The following is a 17,424-nucleotide window of genomic DNA, read 5'->3' on the forward strand; positions in this document are numbered from 1 at the left end:
CCGCTGCGCTAGCCGCTCGCCGGGTCAGTCAGGCGCACGCTGCGGCGACGACGTTCCCGCCGGGTTGTTGTTGCAAAGCAGCTTGCCTCGCTGCGTCGACCGAGCCGCCATAACCTATTGCGGATAAGTGAGGGCCGTTGGGGGCTTGCACATTTGCTGGGGCGGCCAACGCGCCACACGCGTGCTCGGTGCCGCGGTGCAGCGACGTGACCGCAGTGCATGTGGAGCTGGTCTTTGCTTGACAATTACTAGCGGCCGAATTCAAGGCGGTTGTCTCATCATTGGCACCACTTGCTGTCCCGCCGGTCTTGCCGTCCGCCGAAACCGCGAGCGCGCCCCAGTCCCCGGCGGCGTATGCCGTGGGCGCCCCGGTGACGGTCAGCGCGGTCACCGCCGCAGCGCCCGCCGCGAAAATTGCGGCGCGAGTGACAAAACTGTTCTCTTTCATGGTGGTTCCTTGCCTGTGCTGAAGATCCCGTAAAGGTGGACATAATGGTCGCTTAGGTTGTTTGGCCTTCTCTGGCCGGTATTTAGCCTTGTGAACCGCAGTCGGGTCGAGGTGGGGCGCGCGTAGTACAGCAAGGACGAACAATCACGAAGACGACCACAAGTCGACAAGAGATGAAATTTCGCTTCGCGCTGACACTCCGCTCTTGCATACTCATTGACACCTCCTTCGAGGTTCAAAGAATGCGCTCGACGAGAGGTCAATCGCCGACGTTAATAGAACTGTTGGGAGCCACTGGGTTTCCCTCATTCTCACACTGCCCACCGCCCCGAGGCGATGGACCCGTAATCCTTTTGTGTTGTGTCCGCAAATCGTATGTCATGATAGGCGGCGAATCAATGATCCATAAGCCGTCTTTGCCAGGTCGCCCGTAATGCCAGGCAGCTTGGGTAGATAGCTGACCTAATGTCTTAGCTCGCTAGCTTATTCCGTTCGTTGCTACGCGACGTCAATGCAATCCAGCAAACATTGAACAGCTATGCTCTGGTTCAAACACACGTCGATAGGATCGAAACCCAGGAAGTGTTGCCCGACTTGTGCACCATTCGCGTGGGTGGGCGTCAATTTGGTTCCCCCGCCGCTTGTTCGTGAATATTGACGTCAGCCCCAGACAAAACGCCGGCCCCCAGTCGGATCGTCGATAAGTCCGAACGGCCTTCCAGGCGCCCGAGGACGATCCGACTCCGAGACGGGCGGCTCCGCTGACCGCGTAACCGAAGCTCCGCGCCGGGGGCGCGCAGCGGGCAGGCCCGCCGGTCCACCGATCCACGCCGACCAGCAAATTCCGGCCCACCGTTTAAACCCCACCGGGGGAGTTGGCGTGCGACGATAAGCGGTGATTACATCGGTAACGGCAGCCTCAGGTAATTAGTTGGGGTCCGCACGTAAGGAGTGGTGGATGAGGGGGAAATGGCTTCGGGAGTGCGCGGCGCGTTGACCAAAACCGTTGTGGCCGCGGCATTCGGACTAGGAATAGCCGTGGTGGGCGCGACCGTTCACGCGAACGCGACGCCCGCAGCCGGCTTCGGCACGCGCGCCTTTTTCGACGATCCTGATCCTGGTTGGCCCACGGGCCCGGATGATCCCCGGTGCGTGACGATGTCCTGGGCAGCCCAGTGTCAGGGTGGCCCCTACGCCTCTCCTCCTCGTCCCGCTGGGCTCGACAATCCTGGTGGTCCCACCGGCCCGGCCGATACAAAATGCATTTCCATGCCCAACGACCCGGTGTGCGCCGGGGGCCCGTACGCCCCGCCGGCGGCAGCCGCCCCTTCGATCGATGCACCACCGGCCGAAACACCGCGAGACCCGTTTGCTGGCGGGCCGCCCGACGAGCACATCGGTGGCGGGCCGCCCGACGAGCACATCGGTGGCGGGATTCCCGACGAGCACATCGGTGGCGGGATGCCCGACGAGCACATCGGTGGCGGTATGCCGGGACATATCGGTGGTGGCGGAATGCCGGGACACATCTAGCTCGATGTTCTAGGTCACTCTCGGCAGTTTGACCCTGTAGCCGCTGGTCACGTACCCTTGGTCAGTTGTCGCCAGGCTGGGCGAATAGCGTTCGGCCGGCGAGCGGGAGATATGGCCCCGCGCCACAAGACCCACCACGCGCCCGGCCCGTTGGCCGCGCGCGAGAAGCTGAGCAGAGTTAAGGCAGGAGCAACGATGGCGACCTACGCAATCGTCAAGACCGGCGGCAAACAGTACAAGGTCGCCGTCGGAGACGTGGTCAAGGTCGAGAAGCTGGAATCCGAGCCCGGAGCCAAGGTGTCTCTGCCGGTCGCGCTCGTCGTCGACGGCGCGAAGGTGACCAGCGACGCCACGGCGCTGGCCAAGGTCGCGGTGACCGGCGAAGTGCTCGAGCACACCAAGGGCCCGAAAATCCGGATCCATAAGTTCAAGAACAAGACCGGCTACCACAAGCGGCAGGGACACCGTCAGCAGCTGACCGTCCTCAAGGTCACCGGCATCAAGTAGCGGGAGGCGACAGACATGGCACACAAAAAGGGCGCTTCCAGCTCGCGTAACGGGCGTGATTCGGCAGCTCAGCGGCTGGGCGTGAAGCGGTTCGGCGGCCAGCTCGTCAAGGCTGGCGAGATCCTGGTCCGGCAGCGCGGCACCAAGTTCCATCCGGGCGTCAACGTGGGTCGCGGCGGTGACGACACCTTGTTCGCCAAGGCGGCCGGTGCCGTCGAGTTCGGGGTCAAGCGCGGACGTAAGACCGTCAGCATTGTCGGGGAGACCGCCGACTAAGCGGCCAGGGGTGTGTGCCTAGCTACACACTTGGCGATTGAGGGGAAGCCCGATGCCTCGGTTCGTCGATCGGGTCGTCATCCACGCACGGGCAGGTTCCGGCGGTAACGGCTGCGCGTCGGTGCACCGCGAGAAGTTCAAGCCGCTGGGCGGTCCGGACGGCGGCAACGGCGGGCGCGGCGGCAGCGTGGTGTTCGTCGTCGACCCGCAAGTGCACACCCTGCTCGACTTTCACTTTCGTCCGCACATCGCCGCCCAGTCGGGCAAACAGGGGATGGGCAACAACCGGGACGGCGCAGCGGGTGCGGACCTGGAAGTGAAGGTGCCCGACGGCACCGTGGTGCTGGACGAAAACGGCAGGTTGCTGGCGGACCTGGTCGGCGCGGGCACCCGCTTCGAAGCTGCCGCCGGTGGCCGCGGCGGTCTTGGCAATGCCGCGCTGGCCTCCCGCGCCCGCAAAGCGCCGGGCTTCGCGCTGCTCGGCGAGCCAGGCCAGGCCCGCGACCTCACCCTGGAGCTGAAGACCGTCGCCGACGCCGGGCTGGTCGGCTTTCCGTCGGCCGGAAAGTCCTCGCTGGTGTCGGTGATCTCGGCGGCCAAGCCCAAGATCGCCGACTACCCATTCACCACGCTGGTTCCCAACCTCGGGGTGGTATCTGCCGGAGAGCACGCCTTCACCGTCGCCGATGTGCCCGGTTTGATTCCGGGTGCGTCGCAGGGGCGCGGCTTGGGTCTGGACTTCTTGCGGCACATCGAGCGCTGCGCGGTGCTGGTGCATGTCGTGGACTGCGCCACCGAAGAACCGGGCCGCGATCCGATCTCCGACATCGATGCCCTGGAGGCCGAACTTGCTTCCTACACACCCACATTGCAAGGGGACGCGGCGCTCGGCGACCTGGCCGAGCGGCCCCGGGCGGTGGTGCTGAACAAGATCGACGTGCCGGAGGCCCGCGAGCTCGCCGAGTTCGTCCAAGAGGACATCGCCGCGCGGGGCTGGCCGGTGTTCCTGGTATCAACGGCGACCCGGGAAGGCTTGCAGCCGTTAATCTTTGGTCTCTGGAAGATGATCTCGGACTACAACGCGCAACGCCCGCCAGTGGTGGCCCGACGGCCGGTGATCCGCCCAGTGCCGGTGGACGACAGCGGCTTCACCGTCGAGCCCGACGGGCACGGCGGTTTCGTGGTCAGCGGCGCGCGGCCCGAGCGCTGGATCGGCCAGACGAACTTCGACAACGACGAAGCCGTCGGCTATCTCGCCGACCGCCTGGCCCGGCTGGGAGTGGAGCAGGAGCTGCTGCGGCAGGGTGCGCATCCAGGATGCGCGGTGACCATCGGCGAGATGACGTTTGACTGGGAACCGCAGACACCCGCCGGCGTTGATGTCGCGTTGTCCGGCCGCGGCACGGACACGCGCCTGGAGAGCAGCGATCGTGTCGGGGCCGCCGAACGCAAGGAGGCCCGTCGCCAGCGCCGTGAGCGGCGCTCATGAACAGTCCTCACCGCGAAGCCATCCGGACCGCGCGCAGCGTCGTCGTCAAGGTCGGCACCACCGCGCTGACAACCCCGAACGGCATGTTCGACGCCCGCCGCCTGGCCGGGCTGGCCGACGCAATCGAAGGACGCATGAAGGCGGGCTCCGACGTCGTCATCGTGTCCTCGGGTGCGATCGCCGCGGGCATCGAGCCGCTCGGACTGTCCAAGCGGCCCAATGATCTGGCCACCAAGCAGGCGGCGGCCAGCGTCGGGCAGGTGGCGCTGGTGAACGCGTGGAGCACGGCGTTCGCCCGCTATGGCCGCACGGTGGGGCAGGTGTTGCTGACCGCGCACGATATCTCGATGCGCGTGCAGCACAACAACGCTCAGCGAACCCTGGACCGGTTGCGGGCACTGCATGCGGTGGCCATCGTCAACGAAAACGACACCGTGGCCACCAACGAAATCCGGTTCGGCGACAACGACCGGCTTTCCGCGCTGGTGGCCCACCTGGTCGGCGCGGACGCATTGGTGCTGCTGTCCGACATAGACGGCCTCTACGGCTCGGACCCCCGAAAGTACAAGGAGGCCAGGTTCATTGCCGAAGTGGGCGGGCCGGCTGATCTCGATGGTGTGGTGGCCGGACAAAGCAGCCACCTGGGCACGGGCGGGATGGCATCGAAGGTGTCGTCAGCGTTGCTGGCCGCCGATGCAGGTGTGCCGGTGTTGTTGGCGGCCGCCGCTGACGCCGCAACCGCGCTGGCTGACGCCTCGGTGGGCACGGTGTTCGCCGCGCGGTCCGACCGGATGTCGGCGCGGCGGTTCTGGGTCCGGTACGCCGCCGACGCCGCCGGTTGGTTGCGGCTCGACGCCGGCGCGGTCCGGGCAGTCGTGGGGCAGCGCCGCTCGTTGCTGCCCGCGGGTATCACCGGGGTATCGGGCGGGTTTTCGGCGGGCGATGTCGTCGAATTGCGCGGACCGGACGAGGCCATGATCGCCCGCGGCGTGGTCGCTTACGATGCAATGGAGCTCGCATCGATGATCGGCCGGTCCACCTCCGAGCTGCCCGGCGAGCTGCGCCGTCCCGCGGTACACGCCGACGACCTGGTGGCCGTCTAAAGCCCGCCGAAGTTCCGCTCCAAGAATTTGTGAAGGATCCTTGAAGCCCTGCCCCTGACCCTTTTCTCAAGCAAGCGAGAAAAGGGAGTCACCATGTGGGCACTCACAACATCCAACGGCCAGCGTGTCGACGGTATCCGCGTTGAGCAAGACGGCCGCGCCGCCGTTCAGATGCTGGGCTACTCCCAACTCATCGGCCCCTACGCCTGGCAGGTGACCGACAACCAGGGACGGCGCTTCGTCGCCGAGCTGCGCAGGGCGCGCTGACCTTTCGGCGTCACTGCGTGGCCGACCTTAGATACAATGCGCCCCAAGCGATTTCGGTCAGTGCGCTGACCAGCTCCGGGTCGTAGTCGGGCGGTTCGTTCGGCAGGTTCTGCTGGCAGGCCCGCTCGACCATCCAGACCAAAGCACTGGCGGTGGTGGCCGCCGGAAGTTCCGAGCGGATCGATCCGTCGGCTTGGCCGGCCTCGATGACCTGTGCCATGCGTCCGGAAATTCCGGTCAGCAGATCGCGATAGGTCTGCGCCGTCGCCGGGTCGTAACCGGCCATCTCGTTGAGCGCGACGAGCACCGGTTGATGACGGCGAAAGCTCGCGACGATCCCGGCCAGCGCGGCGCGCAGGTCGTCCGGATCGTGACGTCCGGCCACGCCCCACCAGCGTTCCCCGCCGCCGACCAGCTCCGCGAACACCTCGGTGGCCAGCCGGCGCAGCAGATGGCCTTTGTCTTCGAAATAGATGTAGAAGCTGGCGCGCGAAATACCTGCCTCGGTGGACAGCCGGTCCACGCTGAGTTCGGTGAAGCTGGTGCCATCGCCCATCAGGCGTTCGGTCGCTTCCAACAGCCGGCGTTCCATCTGCTCTCGCCGCTGTCGGCGGTTGGCCTGCGGCTTGCGGGTGACGGACGGCATTTGCTGAGCATAACTCGTAGATCTACATCTTGACTAGACATCATGTCTAGACATAAGGTCACCAGCATGACCGAGGCGACAGGACTGTCCGGCAAGAGCCGCAGCTACGACCCGATCGACCTTTCCTCGCGTGCGTTCTGGTCGACGACGGCTGACGACCGCGAACGCGCGTTCGCCATCTTGCGCGCCGAACGGCCGGTGAGCTGGCATCCCCCTGTCGAAGACGCGATGCTGCCCGATCCGAACGACCGCGGCTATTGGGCCGTCACCCGTCGCTCCGACATCGTCGCGGTGAGCCGCAACAACGAGGTGTTCGTCTCCGGCAAGGGAGTGATGTTCGAGAACTATCCCGAGGAGCTACTCGAGGCGTCGCAGTCGTTTCTGGCGATGGATCCGCCGCGGCACACCAAGCTGCGCAAGCTCGCCCACGCCGCCTTCACCCCCAGGCAGGTTCGGCGCATCGAAGAGTCGATCAACCAGAACGCCAAGGCCATCGTCGAGGAGCTGCGGGCCGTCGGCGCGGGCGCTGATTTCGTGGAACATTGCGCCAAGGAACTGCCCATCCGGACCTTGTCGGACATGATGGGGATCCCGGAATCCGAGCGCCAGCAAGTGGCGCACGCCGCCGACGCCCTGGTGTCCTTCGAGGACCCGGACTTCCTGAACGGCCGCAATCCCCTCGAAGTCGCTTTCGAGAACCAGGTTTACCTGCATCAAGTCGCCGGCTCGTTGGCCGCACAGCGTCGTGACGATCCCCGTGACGACCTCTTCAGCAGTCTGGTCAACGCAGAAGTCGACGGTGACCGGCTGACCGACGCCGACGTGTCCGCATTCTTCGTGCTACTTGCCGTGGCGGGAAACGACACCACGCGCCAGACCACCAGCCACGCCTTGAAAGCCCTCACCGACTTTCCGAAACAGCGAGACTGGCTGCGAGAGGATTTCGAGAACCGGATCGGAACCGCGGTCGAGGAATTCATCCGCTGGGCCACTCCGGTCATGACCTTCCGCCGCACGGCCACAACGGATTTCGAGCTGGGCGGGCAGACCATCTCGGCCGGTGAGAAGGTGGTGATGTTCTACGCGTCTGGGAACCGGGACGACGAGGCGTTCGACTATCCGGAGCGGTTCGACCTGGGCCGCAGCCCCAACCCGCATGTAGGTTTCGGCGGTGGCGGAGTGCACTTCTGCCTTGGAGCCCACGTGGCCCGAGCGCAACTGCGCGCCATTTTCGGCGAGCTCTTGCGACAGGTGCCAGATATCGAAGCGGGCGAACCCACATATGTCACAGGCAATTTCATCCACGCCATCCGCCGCTTGCCCTGCCGCTTCTAACCCATCTTGGCGGGCACTGGAAGCTCGGGATTTACGCCGAAAGCCTCCGCTCGACGACACCGCGGCCATCGTGATAGCACCCGCGCTATCACATTGAAGACCGCAACATATCCCTGCTTTTTGGTAGCGGAGCGACAGATGTGACGAGCCCGCGACACGTCTAAAACAAAGCGGCCCCGGCAAATTCGGAGGCAAGCAGCGTGAGTAGTTCCGAGCAGCCGCCGTCGACCTTGACCGTGGCCAGGTCGTCGCCGCGGGTGCGGCCGCGGTTGACGATGGCGACGGGAATGCCAATGGCGGCGGCGTGTCGGACGAACCGGTAGCCGGAGAACACCGTCAGCGACGAGCCCGCGACCAGCAGCGCCTCGGCCTGATCCACCAGCGAATAGGCTCCAGCGACAACGTCTTTGGGGACAGATTCGCCGAAGTAGACGATGTCGGGTTTGAGCATGCCGCCGCAGCGAGGGCAGTCGAGGTACCGAAACGAGCTGGTGTCGGCGACGAGGGCGTCGGCATCCGGGGCCACGGCCAGACCCCCAGTGGCTTCGGCGCGCTCGGTGAAGCCCGGGTTGAGTGCCTCCAGCCGTTCGGCGAGCGCGGCCCGGCTCATGGTGTAGCCGCAACCCAGGCAGGCCACCCGCGCGTAGCTGCCGTGCAGGTTGACGACGTTGCGGCTGCCCGCCTTGGTGTGCAGCAGATCGACGTTCTGGGTAATCACACCCGTCACCAGTCCGGCGTGTTCCAGCGTGGCCAGCGCCCGGTGGCCGGCGTTGGGCTGGGTGTCGTCCATGTGCCGCCAGCCGACGTGGTTGCGCGCCCAGTACCGCTGCCGAAACGCCTGATCCGAGGTGAACTGCTGGATCGTCATCGGATTGCTCGGCGGCGAATCGGGTCCGCGGTAGTCGGGAATTCCCGAGTCGGTGGAGATTCCCGCGCCTGTGAGCACGGCGAACCGGCGACCGGCCAGCAGGGCCACCAGTTCCGGCGATTCCGTCACCTGTTCGAGGCTAACGCAGGCAGTCTGCCGCCGTCGTGAGCTCTGCGGACATGTTCTGCTCCATCATCTTCAGGGCGGCCTTGCCCAGCTCGGCGTCGAGATGGGCCACCGTGTCGGCAGGGACCACGACCTGAAAGTGGCGCACGTAGGCATCCAGGGCGGTGTACAGGATGCACTGCTCGGTGACCTGCCCGGTGAGTATCACCCGCTTCGTTTCCAGGCGGCCGAGCAGATACGCCAGCGGCGTGGCGTAGAAGGCGCTGTGGCGAACCTTGGTCAGGAGGCGGCTGCCTTCCGCGGGCACGATCGGCTTGACCAGGTCAGGCCGTGCGCCGTTGACTGCCGCGCGGACGATATCGGAAAACTCGGCGGTGAAATCTCCGTAGTTGTCGTTGACGTACACCAGGTCGACGGACTCGGATTTCCGAGCGCGTCCGACCAAATCGGCCAGCGGATCGATGATCTTGGCGACATTGGGTATCAATTCTTCGGCGTCGTCATGCTCGTACGTGTTCAGCATGTCGATAACCAGGACAGCGGTGTCGCTCATGTTGTGTTGATACCCGACGACCCGGTGTTGACACCAGCCGGGTGAGAATGGAGGGCAATGAATTCCTACAAGGACTTTTACAACGCCTACAGCCAGGGTTTCGTCCGGGTCGCCGCATGCACGCACCACACCACGATCGGCGATCCGGCGGCCAACGCCGCGGCGGTCTTGCGGTTGGCCGGCGAATGCCATGACGACGGCGTCGGGTTGGCGGTCTTCCCGGAGCTGACCTTGTCGGGCTATTCGATCGAGGACATTCTGCTGCAGGATTCGTTGCTGGACGCCGTCGAGCTCGCACTGCTCGACATCGTCGCGGCGTCCAGCGCTCTGCTACCCGTGCTGGTGGTCGGCGCGCCGCTACGTCATCGCCATCGCATCTACAACACCGCGGTCGTCATTCACCGCGGGGCCGTGCTCGGTGTGGCGCCCAAGTCCTACCTGCCCAACTATCGGGAGTTCTACGAGCGACGCCAGATCGCGCCCGGCGACGAGGAGCGCGGCACCGTCCGAATCGGGGAGCTGCAGGCATCGTTCGGCCCCGATCTGCTGTTCGCGGCGTCCGACGTGCCCGGCTTCGTGCTGCACGTCGAGATCTGCGAGGACATGTTCGTGCCGGTGCCACCCAGTGCCGAAGCCGCGCTGGCGGGTGCGACGGTGCTGGCCAACCTGTCCGGCAGCCCGATCACGATCGGCCGCGCCGAGGACCGCTGCCTGCTCGCCCGCTCGGCGTCCTCGCGGTGCCTCGCCGCCTATGTCTACGCCGCAGCGGGAGGGGGCGAGTCGACGACCGACCTGGCATGGGACGGCCAGACCATGGTCTGGGAAAACGGGGTGCTGCTCACCGATTCCGAGCGCTTCCCCAAAGGAGAGCGCCGTTCGGTCGCCGACGTCGACATCGAGCTGCTCCGATCCGAGCGGCTGCGGATGGGAACCTTCGACGACAACCGGCGTCACCATCGCGTGTCGTCAGAGTCGTTCCGGCCCATCGAGTTCCGCCTGGATCCGCCGGCCGGCGACATCGGGCTGCGGCGAAAAGTCGAGCGGTTCCCGTTCGTCCCGGCCGATCCGCAACGGCTGGAACAGGATTGCTACGAGGCCTACAACATCCAGGTTGCCGGACTGGAGCAGCGGTTGCGCGCGCTGGACTATCCGAAGGTCGTCATCGGGATTTCCGGCGGTTTGGACTCGACGCACGCGCTGATCGTCGCCGCCCGTGCCATGGACCGGGAAGAGCGGCCGCGCAGCGACATTCTGGCGTTCACGCTGCCCGGGTTCGCGACGGGCGATCGCACCAAGAAGAATGCGATCGAGCTGTGCCGCGCACTTGGCGTCACGTTCTCCGAGATCGACATCACCGAGACCGCAAAGCTGATGCTCAAGGAGATCGATCATCCCTTCGGGCGCGGCGAAAAGGCCTACGACGTGACCTTCGAGAATGTCCAGGCCGGTTTGCGCACCGACTACCTGTTCCGGCTGGCCAACCAGCGCGGCGGGATAGTGCTGGGCACCGGTGACCTTTCCGAGCTGGGCCTGGGCTGGTCGACGTATGGTGTCGGCGACCAGATGTCGCACTACAACGTCAATGGCGGGGTACCCAAGACGCTGATTCAGCACCTGATCCGCTGGGTGATCTCGTCGGGGCAGTTCGAGTCAGATGTGACCGACGTGCTGCAGTCGGTGCTGGACACCGAGATCACTCCCGAACTCGTGCCCAGCGGCGAAGAGGAAGAATTGCAGAGCAGCGAAGCGAAGGTGGGACCGTTTGCCCTGCAAGACTTTTCGCTGTTCCACGTGCTGCGCTTCGGGTTCCGCCCGTCGAAGATCGCGTTCTTGGCGTGGCACGCCTGGAATGATCCCGATCACGGCATCTGGCCGCCCGGATTCCCAGAGGACAAGCGACCGTCGTACTCGCTCAAAGAGATTCGGCACTGGTTGCAAGTCTTCGTGCAGCGGTTCTACTCGTTCAGCCAGTTCAAGCGCTCGGCATTACCCAACGGTCCCAAGGTGTCTCATGGTGGTGCGTTGTCCCCGCGCGGCGATTGGCGCGCCCCGTCGGACATGTCCGCGCGGATCTGGCTCGACGAAATCGAGCGCGAGGTTCCCAAGGAGTAGGACGGCTCAGGCTCGGCCGGCAGCGATCGCGGCGTCGATCGCTTCGGCATCCGGTGCGCAATTCCCGGCACCTTGCACCAGCGTCGCCAGCGCGCCGGCGGCAGCCGCCCGCCGCAGGGCGTGCAACCGCTGCGCCGCGTCCGAGGTGTGCGGCCAATTGGCGGCCAGGACTCCGGCGAACACATCGCCGGCCCCGGTGGTGTCCACCGCCGTAACCGCGGGAGCGGATACCTCGAATTCGCCGTCGGCGCCGACGTACCGGACGCCGCGCGCACCGAGGGTGACGACCAAATGGGCTGGCCGCCATGGCCATTCGTCGGCCTCGGATTCGTTGACCACAACGACGTCCGCGACGGCCGCGAGCTCGGCCAGCGCGCCGGAATCTTGGCCGGCGGGCGAGGCGTTGACCATGACGACCGCACCGGCGGACCGGGCTTGGCGCGCCGCGGTAAGTGCCGCCGCGACTGGAATCTCGAGCTGGGTCAACAACACCTCGCAATCCCCGATCGCTGCGCGCACATTTTCGTCATCCAAAACGAGTCGCCCGTTGGCCTCCGGGGCCACCACGATCGTGTTCTCGGCGTCGGCGTCCACCACAATGATCGCCGTGCCGCTGGGTCCGGGCACGGTCACCGTCCCGTCGAGTCCAACGCCGTTGGCGAGCAGGTGAGTACGTAACTGCTCGGCGGCGGCATCGTCGCCGAAAGCGCCGACGAACTGGACCTGCGCGCCGGCCCTCGCCGCGGCCACGGCCTGATTGCCACCCTTGCCGCCGGGTGAGTGGGTCAGCGACGACGCCAGCACCGTCTCACCCGGGCGTGGCAGGGTTTCGACGTGCGCCGTCAGGTCCATGTTCACGCTTCCGACCACGCACACCCGTGCCGCCATACGGTCGACGTTAGTGCTAGCACGCGAGGCAACCCGATGTTGTGGCCAGCGATTAGTTTCGCCATGGCTTTCGGTCTGTATCCCCGACACGGGCATCGACCGCATACAGAGGAGAGCACCATGACCGCTACCTACACCTTCGACGTCTTTTCCAGCCTCGACGGCTTCGGCGGTGTCAGCGGCGGCGACTGGGGCGGCTACTGGGGGAAGCAAGGCCCCGAACTGCTCGGCCACCGCCTCGCCGTTTACGAGGAGAAGCAGCGAATGGTATTCGGCGCCAACACATATCGGCTGTTCACGCAAATGCTCGCCGAAAGTTCCGATGAGTCCGAGGTGCATGACCCGTGGGTCACCCGGATGAGGCACCTGCCGGCGACGGTGGTGTCGACCACCCTCGACGGACCTCTCGACTGGCCTGACGCGACCGTCGTGAGTGGCGACGCCGTCGACGTCGTCGCCCGGCTCAAGGAGGAGTCCGAAATGCCGTTGCGCTCGCACGGCAGCCTGTCGGTGAACCGGGCGCTGATGGCGGCCGGCTTGGTCGACCGTATCCAGGTGACGCTGTTTCCCGTGATCACCGGTCAGAACGGCGATGATCCGATCTTCCGCGGTGCGGCCGACTTCGACCTCGAGCTTATCGAGAGCCGCACACTCGACCGCAATATCCAGGAGCTTATCTATCGGCCCACTCTGCATGGGTGAGTCCACCCGAGGCCCGCGAATAACTAATTTGCTGTGGTGTGTGCTTTGACGAAGTTGTTCCGGCGCGCGAATCCGTTTTGCGCAGTAATTTGCGTAGCCATGTTTGAGATTTCCGTCGGTGGTTATGCCAATTCGAGCGCGGTTTTGCCCCGTTCGGGTAACCGCTCGACCCACATGGAGAAGACGAAGGAGCCATCGTGAAGTTCACAACGACTACGGTCAAGACGGCAATCGCTGCCGCGGGAATAGCGGCGGTGAGCGCTTTTACCGCGGCAAGCGCGTCTGCCGCACCGAACATCCAGGGATTTGGCACCCCTGAATCGCTGGTCGACGGGCCAATGGTTACCACTTACACGGTGACCAACCTTGTGCGCAGTAACGTCGCGATCCCCGGCTACACGCCCAAGGGAACGCTTTACCAGGCAGACATCACCGCCAGGTCGGACGGCGGCACTGTCACGCCCATGGTCAGAGACTTCATGGCCCGGGGGCCCAACGGTCAGAACTACAAGCTGATCGACAAAGTCGAGGTTCCTAATGGCCTCAACCCGGCGCCCATCCCACAAGGCAGCGAGTCGACAGGCACCCTGTATTTCGACGTGACGGGCGCACCGCCGAATGGTGTCGTCTACAACGACGGATTACAAGACATCCTGATCTGGACATCAAACGTGCCTGCGGAAGCTTCGCCCAGCCCATCCCCGGGCGCGAGTCCCGCACCCGGCGGGCTTCCTGCGCCGGCTCCAAATAGCTGATCCTCCGATAAATACCTCCCCGTGCCATTGCTTGGTGGCGCGGGGAGGTTTCGTATGCGGGCCGCACGCCTAATGGCGAACGTCAGTTTTCCGCAATCGTGATTATCTTGCGGTCGTCCCGTTAGTCTGCGCGTTATCCGCCTGACGTAGAACAAGCTCAGGCTCTTAAGGGCGCGTAACGGAGAGGAAACCGATTGACATCGGAAGAGCCGACGGACTCAGTTCCTGAAGGCGAGACCACCCCCGTCGGCAGAACGCGCGGCCGTCGGCCTTTGCTGCGGCGGCGTTTCCGGTTCGGCATCCAGTCCAAGATCATGGTGGCGTTGCTGTTATCCAGCATCCTGTCGGTGGCCGTTATTGGCCTTATCGGGGGCGTGTCCGGGCGCAGCGCATTACGGGAAGTCGAGTCCGAGCGGCTGATCGAATTGCGCGAGGCGCAGAAGCGGGGTGTGGAGGCGCTGTTTCGGGAGGTGACGAATTCGTTGATCGTGTACAGCGGCGGGTTCGGCATTGTCGAGGCAACGACGGCGCTCACCGCAGGGTTCGGGCAATTGGCCGGTGCCACGATCAATCCCGCCCAGCAGCACGCGCTCGTCACTTACTACGAGAACGAGATGATCAAGCCGATCAAACGGATAACCGGTGACGCTCTTGATCTGAACGCCGTCCTGCCCAGTTCCAATGCGCAGAAATACCTTCAGGCGTATTACACGGCCGCGCCGAGGACCAACTCGATGCCGGTCGAAGATGCCGGTGACGGTAGTCCCTGGTCGGCGGCCAACGCCCGGTTCGATTTCTACCTGCGCGAAATCACCAGCCGTTTCGACTATCGGGACGCGCTGCTGCTGGACATGCAGGGCAATGTCATCTACTCGGTGCAGAAGGGTCCCGACCTCGGTACCAACATCCTCACCGGCCCCTATCGCGAATCCAAATTGCGTGATGCGTACCAAAAAGCGTTGTCCTCCAACGACGTAGATTTCGTGTGGATCACCGATTTCCAGCCGTACCAACCGCTACTCGACACCCCTACGGCGTGGGTGGTGTCGCCGGTCGGCATGAACGGCAAGATCGACGGCGTCATGGCCTTGCCGGTGCCGATTGCGAAGATCAACAAGATCATGACCGCCAATAAGGACTGGCAGGCCGCTGGCGTTGGCGCCGCAACGGAAACCTATCTGGCGGGGCCCGACAACCTGATGCGTTCCGACTCAAGGCTTTTCCTGGAGGACCCGAAAGCCTACCGGCGCGACGCCATCGCCGCGGGCACCCCGCCCGACGTGGTGGACCGGGCAATCCGATTGGGCGGCACGACGCTGGTGCAACCGGTCGGAAGCGCGGGTCTCCGTGCGGCTCAGCGCGGCGAGAGCGGCGTCGTCGGCGCAATCGACTACACCGGCAACAAAGAGCTCGAGGCCTATGCTCCGTTGGACATACCCCAACTCGGACCTGCACTGGTCGATCCTGGCGACGCGGGACGACTCCAATGCCTTTGCGCGGCTAGGAAGATTCAGCAAGCGGCTCGCGATCGCAGTCAGTGGGATGATCTTTGTCATCTGTGTGGCGTCGATGCTCGTCGCTCAAAGAGCGGTACGGCCCATCCGGCGGCTCGACGAGGGCACCCGAAAGATCAGCTCTGGCGACTACGACATCAATATTCCGGTAACCAGGCGCGACGAAATCAGTGACCTCACAGCGGCTTTCAACGAGATGAGCCGAAATCTGGCGATCAAGCAAGAGCTGCTCGACGAGCAGCGGCGGGAAAACGATCGCCTACTGCTGTCGCTGATGCCGGAGGCGGTGGTCCAGCGGTATCGCGACGGAGAGACGCCGATCGCGCAGAAGCACCAGGACGTCGCCATCATCTACGCCGACGTCGTCGGCCTCGACGAGATGTCCAGCGTTCTGCCGGAGAAAGAATTGGTGGGGAACGTCGACGAGCTGTTCCGGCAATTCGACGCCGCGGCTGAAGCCCTTGGCGTGGAACGGATCCGGACGTTCCACACCGGGTATCTCGCCAGCTGCGGCGTGGTTACTCCGCGACTGGACAGTATCCACCGAAGCGTCGATTTCGCCCTCCAGATGGACCGCATCGTCGATCGCTTCAACACTCAAACCGGCCATCAGCTGGGGCTCCGCGTCGGCATCAACACCGGTGACGTCATCAGCGGACTGGTGGGCCGATCCAACCTGGTCTACGACATGTGGGGCGGGGCGGTGAGCCTGGCTCATCAAATGCGAAGCGGCGCACCACAACTGGGCATCTTTGTCACCTCGCAGGTGTATGAGACGTTGCGGGAGGCGCGGCACTTCACGCCTGCCGGCCAGCTTTCGGTCGACGGGACCGAAAGGCAGATCTACCGCTTGTCGGAGCGGTAATGAACGTATTCAGCTCCTCGTGGTTCTACTGGGCGATCGGGATCGCGATCGGCCTGCCGATAGTACTCATCGCGCTGACCGAATTGCATGATCTGCTGGCCCGTCGCAACCACCGGATGGCCAGGCAGGTAAGACTGCTGCGCAATTACGTGGTGCCACTGGGCGCGCTCTTGTTGCTGCTTGTCAAGGCCTCCGAGATCCCGGCCCGAGAGGGCGCGGTGCGGGCGCTCACGACGGTATTCGGTTTCCTGGTGCTGGTGCTGTTGCTGTCCGGGCTTAACGCAACCGTGTTCGAGGGCGCCCCGGAAGAGAGCTGGCGAAAGAAGCTGCCCGCCATCTTCGTCGACGTGGCGCGTTTCGCGTTGATCGGCATCGGCCTGGCGGTGATCCTGTCGTATGTCTGGGGGGTTCGGGTCGGCGGGCTGTTCACCGCGCTGGGCATCACGTCGGTCGTCATCGGTCTGATGCTGCAGAACTCCGTCGGCCAGATCGTGTCCGGCCTGTTCATGCTGCTCGAGCAGCCGTTCCGGATCAGCGATTGGCTGGACACCGGGACTGCGCGGGGCCGCGTCGTCGAGGTGAACTGGCGGGCGGTGCACATCGACACCGGCAGCGGCATTCGGGTCACCCCGAATTCGATGCTGGCCAGCACTTCGTTCACAAATCTCAGTCGCCCTACCGGCTTGCACAAATTGGCGATCACCACCACCTTCTCGGCTGTCGACCCGCCCGATCAGGTGTGTGCGACCTTATCGCGGGTTGCCCGCACGCTGCCGCAGCTCAAGCCGGGCAGCGTGCCCCAATCGGTCCCGCTCGGCGGGGCCGAGTACCGCACGACGATCGTGCTGGACTCGCCGGCCGACGAAGGCGCCGCGCGCTCAACCTTCCTGCGCTGGATCTGGTACGCCGCGCGGCGCGAGGGGTTCCGTCTCGACGACGCCGATGACGACTACTCGACGACCCAGCGCGTGGAGAGTGCGTTGCGGACCGTGGTAGCGCCCGCGTTGCGGCTCAGCCTCGACGAACAGCGGTCACTTCTGTCCTGCGCGAGGCTTATTCGATACGGCGCCGACGAAGTCGTGGAGGCGGTCGACCAAGTGCCAGAGGGCATGACCTTCCTGGTCGCCGGGCGCGTCCAGCTGACAGCGCGAGCCGACGACGGGTCCGTGGTGCCGTTCAGCACGCTGGAAACGGGCTCGTTCTTGGGCCTCACGGCGCTGACGCGGCAACCGAACCTGGCGACGGCCTACGCGCTGGAGGAGGTCACCGCGCTGGCGATCGATCGCGAACACCTCGAGCATCTCGTGACGCGTGAACCGCTGCTTCTGCAGAACTTCGGCCACATTCTCGACGAGCGGCGGAGCAAAGTGCGGCAGCTGTCCAGGCGTGAACGGGTGGGGTGAAACTCCAGCTCTCGCTTATCGCCGATACCCTGAG

At 64.8% G+C, this 17,424-nt stretch carries 16 protein-coding genes and 1 pseudogene; 12 read left to right on the forward strand and 5 right to left on the reverse strand.

What is annotated here, in order from left to right; translation table 11 throughout:
- Window positions 1-28: 28 nt before the first annotated feature.
- Complete coding sequence (locus tag A9W99_RS26205) at window positions 29-448, reverse strand: DUF4189 domain-containing protein (RefSeq protein ID WP_082930105.1); 420 nt, start codon at window positions 446-448, stop codon at window positions 29-31.
- Window positions 449-1,717: 1,269 nt separating this feature from the next.
- Here A9W99_RS26205 and A9W99_RS19370 point away from each other — a divergent pair.
- The 6 genes from A9W99_RS19370 (at window position 1,718) to A9W99_RS26680 (ending at window position 5,623) form a co-directional block, all read left to right on the forward strand.
- Window positions 1,718-1,981 carry a hypothetical protein gene (locus A9W99_RS19370; RefSeq protein WP_067381827.1) on the forward strand — a complete coding sequence of 88 codons (264 nt, stop codon included), beginning with the start codon at window positions 1,718-1,720 and terminating at the stop codon, window positions 1,979-1,981.
- A gap of 195 nt (window positions 1,982-2,176) precedes the next feature.
- Window positions 2,177-2,488: a 50S ribosomal protein L21 gene (rplU, locus tag A9W99_RS19375; protein WP_067381987.1), complete on the forward strand. Its 312-nt coding sequence runs from the start codon at window positions 2,177-2,179 to the stop codon at window positions 2,486-2,488.
- Window positions 2,489-2,503: 15 nt separating this feature from the next.
- Window positions 2,504-2,764: a 50S ribosomal protein L27 gene (gene rpmA, locus A9W99_RS19380; protein ID WP_067381831.1), complete on the forward strand. Its 261-nt coding sequence runs from the start codon at window positions 2,504-2,506 to the stop codon at window positions 2,762-2,764.
- Between the two features lie 52 nt (window positions 2,765-2,816).
- A complete protein-coding gene (gene obgE / locus A9W99_RS19385; protein WP_067381832.1) occupies window positions 2,817-4,253 on the forward strand; it encodes a GTPase ObgE in 1,437 nt (478 codons plus the stop codon).
- The gene (gene proB / locus A9W99_RS19390) at window positions 4,250-5,356 is read left to right on the forward strand and encodes a glutamate 5-kinase (protein ID WP_067381834.1); all 1,107 of its coding nucleotides are present in this window, start codon (window positions 4,250-4,252) and stop codon (window positions 5,354-5,356) included. The genes obgE and proB overlap by 4 nt, the downstream gene beginning before the upstream one ends.
- 93 nt (window positions 5,357-5,449) lie before the next feature.
- Window positions 5,450-5,623: a hypothetical protein gene (locus A9W99_RS26680; RefSeq protein ID WP_156623190.1), complete on the forward strand. Its 174-nt coding sequence runs from the start codon at window positions 5,450-5,452 to the stop codon at window positions 5,621-5,623.
- Between the two features lie 10 nt (window positions 5,624-5,633).
- Here A9W99_RS26680 and A9W99_RS19395 read toward each other — a convergent pair whose 3' ends face one another.
- The gene (locus A9W99_RS19395) at window positions 5,634-6,269 is read right to left on the reverse strand and encodes a TetR/AcrR family transcriptional regulator (RefSeq protein ID WP_067381841.1); all 636 of its coding nucleotides are present in this window, start codon (window positions 6,267-6,269) and stop codon (window positions 5,634-5,636) included.
- A gap of 66 nt (window positions 6,270-6,335) precedes the next feature.
- Between A9W99_RS19395 and A9W99_RS19400 the strand changes: the two genes are divergently transcribed.
- Window positions 6,336-7,604 (forward strand): cytochrome P450, encoded by a 1,269-nt coding sequence (locus A9W99_RS19400; RefSeq protein ID WP_067381843.1) that lies wholly within the window; start codon window positions 6,336-6,338, stop codon window positions 7,602-7,604.
- Between the two features lie 160 nt (window positions 7,605-7,764).
- Here the strand turns inward: A9W99_RS19400 and A9W99_RS19405 are convergent, their stop codons facing one another.
- Both A9W99_RS19405 and A9W99_RS19410 read right to left on the reverse strand, forming a co-directional pair.
- The gene (locus tag A9W99_RS19405) at window positions 7,765-8,601 is read right to left on the reverse strand and encodes an NAD-dependent protein deacetylase (protein ID WP_067381846.1); all 837 of its coding nucleotides are present in this window, start codon (window positions 8,599-8,601) and stop codon (window positions 7,765-7,767) included.
- A 10-nt stretch (window positions 8,602-8,611) separates the two neighbouring features.
- Window positions 8,612-9,151 carry a cysteine hydrolase family protein gene (locus A9W99_RS19410; protein WP_067381849.1) on the reverse strand — a complete coding sequence of 180 codons (540 nt, stop codon included), beginning with the start codon at window positions 9,149-9,151 and terminating at the stop codon, window positions 8,612-8,614.
- Window positions 9,152-9,208: 57 nt separating this feature from the next.
- On the opposite strand from A9W99_RS19410, the gene A9W99_RS19415 reads away from it, so the two are divergent.
- Window positions 9,209-11,263 carry an NAD(+) synthase gene (locus A9W99_RS19415; protein WP_067381852.1) on the forward strand — a complete coding sequence of 685 codons (2,055 nt, stop codon included), beginning with the start codon at window positions 9,209-9,211 and terminating at the stop codon, window positions 11,261-11,263.
- 6 nt (window positions 11,264-11,269) lie between these two features.
- Here the strand turns inward: A9W99_RS19415 and A9W99_RS19420 are convergent, their stop codons facing one another.
- The gene (locus A9W99_RS19420) at window positions 11,270-12,151 is read right to left on the reverse strand and encodes a PfkB family carbohydrate kinase (protein ID WP_067381854.1); all 882 of its coding nucleotides are present in this window, start codon (window positions 12,149-12,151) and stop codon (window positions 11,270-11,272) included.
- A gap of 120 nt (window positions 12,152-12,271) precedes the next feature.
- Between A9W99_RS19420 and A9W99_RS19425 the strand changes: the two genes are divergently transcribed.
- From A9W99_RS19425 to A9W99_RS19440, 4 genes and pseudogenes are all read left to right on the forward strand, one after another.
- Entirely contained in the window at window positions 12,272-12,853 is a 582-nt protein-coding gene (locus A9W99_RS19425) for a dihydrofolate reductase family protein (protein ID WP_067381857.1), read from the forward strand.
- 197 nt (window positions 12,854-13,050) lie between these two features.
- Window positions 13,051-13,608: an MPT63 family protein gene (locus A9W99_RS19430; protein WP_067381860.1), complete on the forward strand. Its 558-nt coding sequence runs from the start codon at window positions 13,051-13,053 to the stop codon at window positions 13,606-13,608.
- Between the two features lie 194 nt (window positions 13,609-13,802).
- A pseudogene (locus A9W99_RS19435) lies at window positions 13,803-15,987 on the forward strand (adenylate/guanylate cyclase domain-containing protein).
- Entirely contained in the window at window positions 15,987-17,390 is a 1,404-nt protein-coding gene (locus tag A9W99_RS19440; protein WP_067381863.1) for a mechanosensitive ion channel family protein, read from the forward strand. Before A9W99_RS19435 ends, A9W99_RS19440 begins: the two are co-directional and overlap by 1 nt.
- Window positions 17,391-17,424: the final 34 nt, after the last annotated feature.

The sequence above is a fragment of the Mycobacterium sp. 1164966.3 genome (assembly GCF_001665395.1).
GTDB lineage: Bacteria > Actinomycetota > Actinomycetes > Mycobacteriales > Mycobacteriaceae > Mycobacterium.